At 37.9% G+C, this 12,515-nt stretch carries 10 protein-coding genes and 1 tRNA gene; 5 read left to right on the plus strand and 6 right to left on the minus strand.

Going from position 1 to position 12,515, the window contains the following annotated elements:
* The first annotated feature begins 75 nt into the window (after positions 1–75).
* Positions 76–166: transfer RNA gene (locus AC2SLP_RS03610), tRNA-Ser, on the plus strand.
* A gap of 67 nt (positions 167–233) precedes the next feature.
* On the opposite strand, the gene AC2SLP_RS03615 is transcribed toward AC2SLP_RS03610, so the two are convergent.
* The 4 genes from AC2SLP_RS03615 to AC2SLP_RS03630 form a co-directional block, all read right to left on the minus strand.
* On the minus strand, positions 234–1,346 hold the full coding sequence (locus AC2SLP_RS03615) for a type I glyceraldehyde-3-phosphate dehydrogenase (RefSeq protein WP_486535272.1): 1,113 nt from the start codon (positions 1,344–1,346) through the stop codon (positions 234–236).
* A gap of 31 nt (positions 1,347–1,377) precedes the next feature.
* Complete coding sequence (locus AC2SLP_RS03620; protein WP_486535273.1) at positions 1,378–3,402, minus strand: AAA family ATPase; 2,025 nt, start codon at positions 3,400–3,402, stop codon at positions 1,378–1,380.
* Between the two features lie 227 nt (positions 3,403–3,629).
* Complete coding sequence (locus tag AC2SLP_RS03625) at positions 3,630–4,520, minus strand: hypothetical protein (protein WP_486535274.1); 891 nt, start codon at positions 4,518–4,520, stop codon at positions 3,630–3,632.
* 123 nt (positions 4,521–4,643) lie between these two features.
* Positions 4,644–5,408 (minus strand): MBL fold metallo-hydrolase, encoded by a 765-nt coding sequence (locus tag AC2SLP_RS03630; protein WP_486535275.1) that lies wholly within the window; start codon positions 5,406–5,408, stop codon positions 4,644–4,646.
* A 696-nt stretch (positions 5,409–6,104) separates the two neighbouring features.
* Between AC2SLP_RS03630 and tolQ the strand changes: the two genes are divergently transcribed.
* From tolQ to AC2SLP_RS03650, 4 genes are all read left to right on the plus strand, one after another.
* Positions 6,105–6,857: a protein TolQ gene (gene tolQ, locus AC2SLP_RS03635; protein WP_486535276.1), complete on the plus strand. Its 753-nt coding sequence runs from the start codon at positions 6,105–6,107 to the stop codon at positions 6,855–6,857.
* Between the two features lie 12 nt (positions 6,858–6,869).
* Positions 6,870–7,331 (plus strand): protein TolR, encoded by a 462-nt coding sequence (tolR, locus tag AC2SLP_RS03640; RefSeq protein WP_486535277.1) that lies wholly within the window; start codon positions 6,870–6,872, stop codon positions 7,329–7,331.
* Between the two features lie 65 nt (positions 7,332–7,396).
* Complete coding sequence (locus AC2SLP_RS03645; RefSeq protein ID WP_486535278.1) at positions 7,397–8,407, plus strand: TonB C-terminal domain-containing protein; 1,011 nt, start codon at positions 7,397–7,399, stop codon at positions 8,405–8,407.
* Between the two features lie 256 nt (positions 8,408–8,663).
* Positions 8,664–9,989, plus strand: a complete 1,326-nt coding sequence (locus AC2SLP_RS03650) for a hypothetical protein (RefSeq protein ID WP_486535279.1) — start codon at positions 8,664–8,666, stop codon at positions 9,987–9,989.
* A gap of 428 nt (positions 9,990–10,417) precedes the next feature.
* Here the strand turns inward: AC2SLP_RS03650 and AC2SLP_RS03655 are convergent, their stop codons facing one another.
* A complete protein-coding gene (locus AC2SLP_RS03655) occupies positions 10,418–11,041 on the minus strand; it encodes a flavodoxin family protein (RefSeq protein WP_486535280.1) in 624 nt (207 codons plus the stop codon).
* Positions 11,042–11,196: 155 nt separating this feature from the next.
* On the minus strand, positions 11,197–12,486 hold the full coding sequence (locus AC2SLP_RS03660) for a purine nucleoside phosphorylase YfiH/LACC1 family protein (RefSeq protein WP_486535281.1): 1,290 nt from the start codon (positions 12,484–12,486) through the stop codon (positions 11,197–11,199).
* Positions 12,487–12,515 lie beyond the last annotated feature (29 nt).

The following is a 12,515-nucleotide window of genomic DNA, read 5'->3' on the forward strand; positions in this document are numbered from 1 at the left end:
GATTAAATTTATTGAAATTTGAGTGTTCGATACACTTGCATTCAACACAAAAATGCTTATAATAGACAACCTATTGGAGTCGTGGCAGAGCGGTTGAATGCACCGGTCTTGAAAACCGGCAAGGGTTCATAGCCCTTCGTGAGTTCGAATCTCACCGACTCCGCCAAATAGTAAAGCCACATATAAAAAAGGTCAGCTTACATTATAAGCTGACCTTTTTTATTGCCGTATTTCTAAGCGTTGTACAGATGTAGACACATATCTAACAAACGATTTGCATAGCCCCATTCATTGTCATACCAAGCAAATACCTTAACTTGATCACCCACCTGCATCAACTGCTCGGAATCTATAATTAATGACTCTGGTTGATGTATAAAATCACTAGAAACTAATGGCTCATCAGTATAGCCCATAATACCATGCAAACGACTGTCCAATGCACAGGCGTCTTTAAGTACTTGCTCCACTTGATTGATAGTGACTGTTTGATTAAATATGAAATTAACATCAATAGCTGCGACATCGATTGTTGGTACACGAATAGAATGACCATTAATCTTACCCTTCATATGCGGTAAGGTTCGCTCAGTGGCGGCGATACTGCTTGAGGTGGTGGGAATAATATTATGTCCTGAAGCGCGAGCACGGCGTTTGTCTCTATGCGGCTGATCGAGCACATTTTGATCGGCTGTGACTGCATGAATTTCTGTCATCATCACGGACTTAGTACCAAACGCATTGTCTAGTACATATATCAATGGCACCAGAGCCTGAGTAGTACAAGAGACGCTAGATATGATAGGTAACGTGCGGGTTAACTCATCATCATTAACGCCCATGACAATACTTGCATCAACCGTGTCAAAAGGTGCTGCGCCCACAATAACTTGTTTAGCCCCAGCTTTTAAATGGCGACTCGCATCATAATAAGACCTAAAATGACCAGTACACTCTAATATGACATCAACATCAAGCTGCCCCCAAGGCAGAAGCTCAGGCTGAGAGTCGCTTAATAGATCTATGCAATACGTCGTATTGTGCTTTGTTAGACATAGCTGAGTTACACATGTATCATTAAGCGATGTTGATTTAATAGCAGCATCTACCCCTAATCGGCTAAGACGCCCATGCGTGGTGTCATACTTTAGTAAATGTAGTAAGGTATCTGCATCCGCCACATCATTGATGGCAACGATATGAACTTGCCTGCCAAGCACCTCGAATCTTTCAATCAAGGCACGCAAGATATTACGCCCTATTCGTCCAAAACCATTAATTGCGATACGCAGTGGCGGTTTTGAAATAGGACTTAAAGGTACGGACAATACATTATTAATAGACATGGTACTCAATTATATAAAAAGCATTAAAAAACTAATCGACAAAAATTAGTGCTAAACGAATACTATTATAGTCTATTTGCTCATCTAAATATTCATGGATAGGACGCAGTTTAATTCTATATTTTGTGAATGGTTGTGAATCATTAGTATCCGTACCTGAATCTGTAGACTCACTAAAGTCATTAGGATCACCCGCTGCGATGATGGCCTCAACCGCCTTACTAACTTTATCAATGATGGTGTCATCGGGTCGTAGATGCTCAAAGTTAAGACTCGGGTCTTGATGTTTTAATTTGGTCACATGATTCATGATAGTAGACTGTGCAAGGCCTCGAGATTGGGCAACCTCAGCAATGCTCAAACTTTCATCTAATAACAGTTTGGTTGCCATGAGCGTGCTGTCTGACTGATCGCTTAACTGATTACTTAGTTTGTCTTTTTGAGACTGCTTAATAGCATTCTTTCTTTTGCGTTTGTTTATCTGAACATCGTAAGCATCAATATTGGCTTTATTTAAAGATCCCCCAGATATTAAAACAAATCTATCTTGAGCTTCTTGTAACACTTCTTCATCGATCTCTTCATACTGTGACTCAGCTTCAGATGATAAGGTTTTGAACCGTGAGTCTGCACCACGTGCTAGGGGATCGAGTCGTAAGCTTAAATCATTCATCCCTAATAACTTTAAACCTTCTAAGGATTTGAGACGCGACAAAGCCACGTAGCCTTGCCCTAGCTCAAAGGTCTTTGACAGATCAATCTCGGCGGCATCGAGTGTCATACCTTGAGACTTATGAATAGTGATGGCCCAAGCTAAGGAGAGCGGGATTTGGGTATAGCTTGCCAGCACATCACCGTTCTCGTCTTCGATAACCCACTCTTCGCCTTCTGCGATTACTTTACGTCCCGTGTTTAATTTTACAACCGGATAGCGATCGGTAGATATACTAAGGGCATCATCGTCTTCAATGGTATTCGTATCTAGTGACTCATCGGTTATATCATCTTGCTCTACTTGTTCAGCATCTGTTTCAATGGCTTTGATATCCTGACTCTTTTTAGAACTTTCTTTATTCTCCTCATCATCAGTATCCTCTTTTGCTGACTTAGATTTTTTGATGGTGGTAAATCCTACGAGCTCTCCCATCGAACCATTAGAGACACCCAGCTCGTTATTATTTTTTATAAACATAACTTTTGCACCAATCTTAAGCGTCAACTCATCATTGGTACGTACAGATTTCTTTAAGGTTTCAACCAGCTTATTATCCCCATGTGCTATTGCATTATAAGTGACGCTCTCAGCGGTTAATAATGCAAGCTCTCCTTCGTTAATTTTATTCACATTAACATTATGGGTATATAGTCTTGTTCGATTGGTATCTACTTGTTGATAAAACGTATTTTGCAATGCTTCAATAGCCTCAGCCGAAACTCCGTCTTCACCTCTAATTTGATTTAAAATCTGATTCAGGGTGATGACTTCTTTGTCTTTATCTTTGCTATCTTTGTTTGTATTCTGTCTGTGTTGTTCACTTAAATAGCAAATTTTAAATTGCGCGTTTAACCATGCATCCGACATAAATGCGAACTTATCTCGGTTACTCTCCCCTCGGCTGCCTACTGGAGGCAACTGAAAAAAATCTCCTGCAACAACAACTTGAATACCTCCAAATGGCAAATCATTACTGCGCATATGCTTGAGGACTTGATCGACCAAATTAAGCTGCTTGGCGTGTAGCATTGATATCTCATCAATGATTAATACCGCCGTATCTTTAATACGGTCTTTTAATATTTTCTTACGTGCTAAGTTAGCAAGATCTCTATCACTAAGTTCATCTTTGATGCCGATACCAGACCAGCTATGAATCGTAATACCATTCATATGAGTTGCAGCAATACCTGTACTTGCCGTTGTGGCTACTGCAACTCGCCTTGCTCGCAGGTAATGAATGTATTGATTTAACGTATAAGTTTTACCGGAGCCTGCAGAGCCTGTTAAAAATACGTTTTCACCCGTTTTTAAAATGTCCAAAGCGGTTTTTTGTTTCATGTGGTAGATATCTTTATAAGAATGTTAAAAATTGGAATGTTTAAAAGTTGGAATGTTAGAAAACTGAATGTGAACCTTAAATAGATATAACAAAGCCACAACGTTATGTGTGGCTTATGAAAGCTCTACTTATAAAGCATTGATATTAAATTATGCCGTAATAAGAAAGTTAAGACTACTGACTTATTAAGACTACTGACTTATTAAGACTACTGACTTATAAGACATCATGGCAGTAGCTTTTTAAAAGACATAAAACAAGTCTTACCCTCATTATCAATACACCAATGCATCTCGTTTTGATGCGGCTGATAGTCGACATAGGCCATCATGGATGTGTTGGTTTGATCGACTTGAACCCCTGAACAATCCACTTCATTATTATCATAAAGGGTATTGATAGCGATAATAGGCAGTCCATCGTCTGTATGCTGATAAATGTATTGTCCATATGTCCATTCAGCACCACTGGTCGTCAATACAACGTTATCAGCCCCAAAGTTATAGCGCTCATAGCATGTATTATCAGCTTTTATGCGACTCGCTTCACTATTTTGAACATTATTGATAGTGCCATTTTGCGTTATAGGACTTTGTTTTAATGGAATGATACTATTCTCTAAATTCTGACTTTGAGAGTCCCTACCATTTGATCTATAAGCCTCAATATTATTAACTCCAAAGTCGTTAATATAAGAATTAGCATGGTCTGTATCCGAATCCGGTATCATTATCTCAATTGATGTGGTATGAGCGGTATCTTCTGCGTAAGACTTTGATTCTGAAGACTCTGATTCTGAAGACTCTGATTCTGATAGCAATTGAGCTTCGATAGCACTCGACTCTATAATGCCTAAAATAAGCGCTTTAAGCTCAGGATCTATAGCGTTGGCGCTGTTACTAATAGAACTATCTCTATTCTCAAGTTCATTAAACTTAGCTAGCTGCGACAACTGTTCGCTCAAAGACGACGGTTCTTCTAACTCTAACTCCCAAGTTCCCGCAATTTCAGGCAGGGTGTGTGTGGTTATAACGGCCTCTTCTACCATACCGTTAGTACCTGAAAAAGAAGATAAAATTGATGCCAATGTCACAGGTAGTAATGAAAATGAATCCATATTAAAACCATATCGATTTGTATATTTATAACTCAGAGTAAGCAATTTGAGTCATCGAAGCAAGACCAATAACGTAACTGTTGCATAAGTGATAAAATAGGATAAACAATTTGCACTGCGCTGCTATCGGCTGGTTCTTTTTAGCAGCCACAATAGTTTTCGTTCTGCTGCTTGCCTAAAGGTGACCTGTTCTTTAGGGGCATTTTTGATTAGACTATCAAATACTTTAGGCTCAATCTTAAGTTTACCGCCGTGCGCTAACAATACTTGCTTAGGCTTCAATGATTTGATTTTACGCAGTGACGCATTATACAAATCTGGAATGTATACAGGTAAAGGCGCGACAAATTTATGGTGTAATTTAATAATTAAATCAGCCGTATAAACCAGCCCTGATTCAGCATGATAAAGCGATAAATCTCTATCTGTATGTCCAGGCGTTTCTATAACCTTCCAATCCTCAAATCCGGGTACTTTATCGCCATCACAAACCGTTATATCAGGTGTTAAATAGCGCGGATACCATAAATACTTTAAAGGCTTTCCTTTGCGATTAGCAACGAAATAAGTCAACCCAATATCTATGGCGTGCGCGGATCGTCCTTGTATTCCTTTATACCACTGCGTGGTTTTGTTTGCCGTCACTATCTGACAGCCAGTTTTTCTCTTAAAGGATAGTGCCCCGCCAGCGTGGTCTGGATGCATATGGGTGACAAACACAACCTTTAGGTCAGTTACAGGCCTATTTAAAGTTTTAGTAATATAATTAAGGACGATATAAACATCTGATCGGCAACAGCCATCTAATAACAGCAGTTTAGTGTCATATACAGCAAGGTAGATGGACTGAATATGTCCTTCAAGCTCGACTACTTCTTGTAATCTCATTCAAATTCCCTTTTTATATTTATGTCTTGATATTTTAAAGCTGTTTTAATTCCTTAATTATCAGCGGTTGATCATTAAGGTTATTCATTAAAGTTAATCTTTAAACTTAATCTTTAAAAATTAGGCAGCAACTTCTATTGCTGTTAAACGCTATTATTAAATTAGATTAGGATTATATCGCAATAAACACTATTTAAGTTTTAAAAGTGCATACTCAGGTTTTAAATTCAATTGTTTAAATTTATTCAGATGAATATTTAAAATGACCTTAATAATGCTAGTATTTAAAAAATGTTATTCAGGGCATATGCCTAATTGGAACTTTTACAATTTATGGGCATATAAACGGCTATATTTACACCAAATAGTGTTTTATTTTTGATAGATATTTAAATAGCAGCGGCAAAATCATCCTAGTTTGACAAAGATAACTCTCATTTTTATCCTTATAATCCAATAAGGGACACGCCCAAGCTACAAATATCAGTAATTAAGTATGTCTATATAAGCAATGAAACAGATACGATTTTAAACTTTTTTTAAAGTGATAGACTAGGTACAATTGCATGCAACTATTTACCTATAATTTTTATTATATTTCATCAATAAACATATCAACTATATTATTACCGTATGAATCAAATATTATTTACCTACTAATTAATTTTTATAAAACCCAAAGCGAGTAATTCTTCAATGTCTGAGTCTTTTAACCTTATTACGTTAATCACCGAAGCCAGCTTATTAGTACAAATTGTAATGGGCATATTATTATTGGCTTCCATTGTATGCTGGGTTTTAATCTTTAGATTAAGTGCAAGATTAGGAATGGCTAAGCGTCAGGACCAGCAATTTGAAAGTTGGTTTTGGTCAGGTGAAGATTTGGCTAAGCTATATCAAGGCATTCAAAATTCTCCTGAAAAGCCAGGCTTGGCTAATATTTTTTATGTGGGCTTTTCAGAGTTTTTAAGAATGAATAAAAAACGCCAACCCAAAGATCATATTATAGATGGGGTTGAGCGTAAACTTCGTGTCGGGTTAGGACGCCAGCAGCAGTCATTAGAATCTGGATTATCCATATTGGCAAGTATTGGTTCTGTCTCACCATATATAGGACTCTTTGGTACGGTATGGGGCATTATGAACGCCTTTTTAGGCTTATCTATGACCGATCAAGTGAGTTTATCAGCTGTGGCACCCGGTATTGCCGAAGCTCTTATTGCGACAGCCATGGGTTTATTTGCTGCCATTCCTGCGGTATTGGCATACAACCATTTTACATCAAAAGCGGCGCGACTTTATGATAGCCGCGCCCTATTTTGTGATGAGATGACGGGTATGTTACAGCGTGAAACTCTTGAGACTGTACAGACTAACACTCGTCAAGATGAGCCAGACCATAACGATGTCAGTATTACCTCTACTCTTGATCGCTCATCGTTACTTTAAAGGAGCAAGCCTATGAAACCTAGCCCCTTTTCAAGACGTCAAGCGGAACTTAACTCAAACATGAATGTTGTTCCTTATATCGATGTCATGCTTGTACTACTGGTTATATTTATGGTGACAGCTCCAATGTTGACAACGGGTGTTAATGTTGACTTACCTAAAGCCGAAACCAAAAACGTAGGGACTGGTACGCAAATGCCTGTCATCGTATCCCTATTGTCAAATGGTGAGGTTTATATGAGTTATGAAAATGACATCGACTTACCTGTTAGTCAGACGGAGTTGATTGATACTTTAGTTCGCTTACAGCAACAAGAAGGCGGAAGTGAGCTTAAGGTCATGATCAATGCTGATCAAAACAATCAATACGGTATGATCATGCAGCTTATGGCCGATTTGCAGCAGGCAGGTGTTGAAAAGGTAGGATTACTAACAGGTAAGCCCATACCTACTACTCAAGATATACAGAATTAGCTGATAAATTTGTAACTATTAAATAAACTTATTTCATTTATATTAAGATAGTAGAGATAATAAACGTGTTAAAACGCGCACCAACGGTATATGTTCCTGTCGAACCTGATGAAAATGGGGTTACCATTCCTGCCATTTTAAGCCTTATTGTGCATGGTGCTATATTAGCTTTTATCGTACTGTCACACCGTATTCCCAAAATTGATGTTCAACCTCCGATTGAAACCAGTATTGTAAGCCCTGATCAATTGGCCGCTATGCAATCAGATATTGCTTCAAATAGAGAGGCTAAAGGTGCCCAGTTCGATAGCGAGACTCAAGAAATAAACTCGCTTGATGTCAACAATCCAAATACCGTAAGCCCATCTGTTCAAAATCAGCCAACCAAAGACACAGTTACGGATAAAATAAAACGTTCTATTTCGATATTTAGTCGCTCTGATGAGTCACCAGATGAATTGGATGAGGTTAAAGAAATACCCGATATAGACGATAGAGAAGTAACAGAGACGGTAGAACATATACGTAAACACAATAATAAGACACGAGAAGAATACCGTAAAAGAATTGAAGAGCGACTTAAAAGCTCAGATCATGTGCCGAGTCCTATCCATCCATCTACATCAACTAAATCATCCTCCTCGACTCAATCAACAAAAGTCGATAATCCTTTTTCAAAAACAACCGATACTAACAACACGCCGCCAGATTTTGATCTTGGTGATGGTGGCACACCTTTAAATAATCAAGAAACAGGTTCTACGTCAGCTGATTCTTTATATACTGAGCCTGATGGCGCTTTAAACTCTTCATATATAGATAAGGAAACTATCCGTAGAGAACTGAGAAACCTTATCAAAATTCATTGGACGCTGCCCGAAGGTAAAATAGGCAAAAAAAAAGTTAGTGTAACAATTCATGTGAATGACGAAGGTAACCTGATATCGAAGTCAGTTGACACCAGTGACAAACAATTAAAAAAATCTTTAGAGTTAGCAATTGATGATTCAGTCCCGCTTACCCCACTTGCAGACACTAAATTGCGTAAAATCAAATTAAATTTTGTTGTCGAGTAATAAGTGCTTGATTCATAAGCTTATATGGATATCACATTAGGTTTTTTCGAAGACTAATAATTTTAAGTTATCTTAATAGCTCCATACGTTGTTGTAAACCTAGCTAAGGTCTAATACGCTTAGGGCATTATCGGCGGTTTACGCCTAGTTTGGAACATAGCTTGGAAAAATTTTAGCTATCATCAGTTATAATTAAGCAATTCTAGACAGCCCTTATATAAAGTTAAAACACCAAATTATTTTAGGATAAAAAATAATGAAAAATAACCCACCTCGTCTCGTCCCATCGATAACGTTATCAACGATGATTGTTAGCTCATTGTTTGTGTCAACAAATATGCTACTGGCTGTTTCTACTGCTCATGCCGAAGACGATTATGACCTTGAGGTAACTATTTCAAAAAAAGGGCAGGCTATTCAATCCCAAGTTACCTTCGTGCCCTTTGCTGGTGATAATCAACTATCAAATGCGATATTAGATAATCTTGAAACCACTTCACTCAAAATAAATACCAATCAATTAATAGGTAGACCGCACTCTAGTAGCGAATTATCTGAATCATTACCTGCATGGCAACAACTTGGCATCCCTTATTTGGTTATAGGTAAAACAAGTAGAGACAGAGGCAATACGGTAGCTGAGTTTGAAGTCATTGACGTTATAACCGGTCGTATTATTGAAAATAAACAGACTATACGTGGAAAAGATATTGGTCAAACTGCTAATAAGGCTGCAGCACGTATTTATGAGTTAATTACGGATAATAAATCAGATTTAAACGCACGCATCGTATATGTTAAAGAAACTGGCGCAGGTAGCAATAAGGTATCCTCTTTAGTCATTACAGATGCCAAATTTGAAAACCCTCAGACCATTACTCAAGTTAGAGATGCCAGTATCTTCAAACCTGCTGTTTCACCTAATGGCCGTTACATTGCTTATTCAGTACAATTAAAGAATGATTATGCCAACTTATACCAATACGATTTACAAACTCGTCAGATTTCAAAGCTCGTTAATTTAAAGGGCAGTAACCTTAGCCCTTCTTACTCGCCTGATAGTAGTTACATTTTATTCCAAAGTACAGTAGATGGTGATGCTGATATTTACCGCGTAAGTAGTATGGGAGGGATACCTGAACGTATAATACAAATGCCGTATGATCAAGTACAGCCTAGCTATGCGCCAGATACAGATGGTCGTAGCTTTGTGTTTGCCTCTGATCATGAAAGTCCGAATCGCCCAAGTATTTATCGGTATTCGTTTTCAGGTGCGCCTACTCGAATTAGTAGAAATGGGTTGGCCACAGCGCCAAGCTACAGTCCAGATGGTTCAAAAATTGGGTATTTAAATGGCCGTAATGCTGCGGTTATGAGTAATTCAGGCAATACTATATCCAACTTTGGGCGTACAGGTATTGATGAATCGCCAAGTTTCTCACCTTCAAGTGAGCGTGTAGTTTACTCTCAAGGTCGTAATAACAGTTTAATTGTCATACGCTCACTTGACGGGGGCAAAACTATCTCTAAACAAGTGAATGGGGTTGTTCGTTCACCTACTTGGATACCGACATCTGAATAACTCATCGCTATAAAGGTTCAGTAATAGAATAGTTAAGGCATGAATCATTGCATTGATAAGAGACGACTTAAGCTAATTTTATAAAAACTTAAATAATTAAGACCGAAACTATGGCTGAATTTAGATATGTGACTTTAAGAGGTTCAAAAAGCTATTTGCTAAAACCTTCCGTATTAGTACAGTGTATATTATTAGGGACAAGCCTTATGAATATATCGGGGTGCAGTACATTTTATAATGTCGAACACCCTATTCCTGTACTGGCTCACACTGAGGTCATAAATATAAATCATTCTTAAATAGCAAAGGTATTTAGACATTATGAATATTATTCATGATTCTTAATATTTAAGTAATAATATTCATCTTTCAATTTAACCGCAATTCTTTTTAAACATTATTCTATTTAACAGCTATTCTTTTTAAACCTAGTTATGTTTAATCAAAGGCGGCTGTGTGTGTAAAATTTTCGCAAGATGCTTACCAAACAATCTGGCCGTTTCAATATCCCCTTCACATGGTGTTACCTCTGGTGCAGCATCTGCCGACTGGGTCATTAATCCCGAAAAGCTTGAGAGTCGGTTAATGTCTGTTTCTGTGTGACCGGTCGGCATGATAGGAAACCCAGCCCAATTCATACCATGTTGCATACTAAATAAACACAGTTGTTGCAATACCGCTAACTTATCACCGCTCAAACCTCCAGAATTAGCGAAGCCTGCCGCCCATTTTCCTTGCCACATACGGTGATACCAACGTTTGGAGCTACTGTCCATAAATGTTTTAAACTCTGCAGTAATACTGCCCATATACACGGCACTTCCAAAGATGATCATCTGAGCGTCATCCGCATATTCCCAATCCATGTCATCTGTATCAATACACTTAACTTCAATTTTAGCTTCATCATAAGCTGTCACGCCCATTGCAATCGCCTGTGCAACTCGGCGCGTGTGCCCATAATTACTGTGGTAAATAATAGCGATTTTAAGCGAATTAACGTCATCAGGTTTGATTTGACGCTTTTTTTTCGAGTTAAGGTCTGCGGTCATGGACGATATATCCTAACTTTGGGTGAACATATACTGAATAAGCTTAATAAAAAGCTGAACTTATTTTAGAAGACTTTAATTTAATTTTAGTTCAATTTTGCTAGGGCGCTTATTTAACCTAAGATTAATGTGGATTGCAAATTTTAACCACTACTTCAAATAGCCCACTCTTGATTTAAACGCACAATAATCATCGCCATTCTACCAGTAGACGTCTGCTGACTGTGAGTCATTCTTCGATAGGAATAGTATTTTAAATTAGAATAGCTACAGGTATAAGCTGCATTGCTGTTATTCAAATCGTGCTTGCTGTCTTCATAATTATTCTTTATATAGTTAATAGAGAAATTCAGAACACTCGGGTCATCACAACCATTTGAGTTATTGATAGAGTTAGATTTATGCTCAATAACCTCTATTCCTAATGCTTCTAATTGCAATTGTGCAAGTTTGGGCAGATTTATCCATGCTTTATTAGGGTTTTGATGAGGTTTAACAATGTGCTGTTTTATAGTCGAAGTATCGAGTTGCGAAGCTAAGCCTAGTTTCAAGTCTAGTTGAGCACAGCCACTCAGTATCTTATCCACTACTTCTGTAGAAACTTCATAGCATGATTGACTAATGCAAGCTCCTATCCAGGCGTGTATGGGTTGATGAGAATACTTAGAGGATTTTTCAAGATCATTATGGGTATCGGCTAGTAGTTTATTGAAGGTATTATAGGTTGATTTTATAATGCCGCTGGCAAGACCTTGCCAGCCTGCATGGATTGCCGCAACCTGATTACTATTTGGGTTAAACAATACTATCGGCACGCAGTCGGCAGTCATAATAGCCAAAGCTTTATGAGCATAAGCTGTGAGCTGCGCGTCTGCATTGGGTGCATTCAGTGATAAACTTTGGGTTTGAAAATCTTTTTTTGGCGGTAAGTTTTTTAAATTTTGGGGATTATTCTCATGATTAGTTTTGTTTTGAATACAGCACTTAATAACACCTGTATCTATATTGTAGACTTCATTGCTATGCGTCTGATTTAACCAATATATGCTTTCGATGTTTTGATTAGTTGTTTTGCCAGTATTACCATCCGTATTTAGATCTTGATTAACTGTTTCAGCGTTGTTTTTATCCGTAATTTCTAAATATTTATTCAAGGCGACCAAAAGATAGGCTCTATTTGCCAACACTGTTGTCGGGTCATCATTGACGTGTAGCCCTAAATTAAATTTACCAAAACTTGTATCCATATTAGTAGTGTCAGAGACATTTAAACTGTCTAATATCATCCCTGCATTCGTTTGCACCACTAACACATCCTTTGTATGTGCAATGACCTCAAAACACTTTGGGTCTATGAGTTGATTTAAGCTGTGTACGGATGGCAGGTCATCTTGGATGTCATATGTACTCAAATTGGACTGGGTACTCCCCTTTTTAGATGTCATGAGTCCTACCCCTTTATTCTTAACCAATG

This window comes from Psychrobacter sp. CX21 (genome assembly GCF_057396255.1).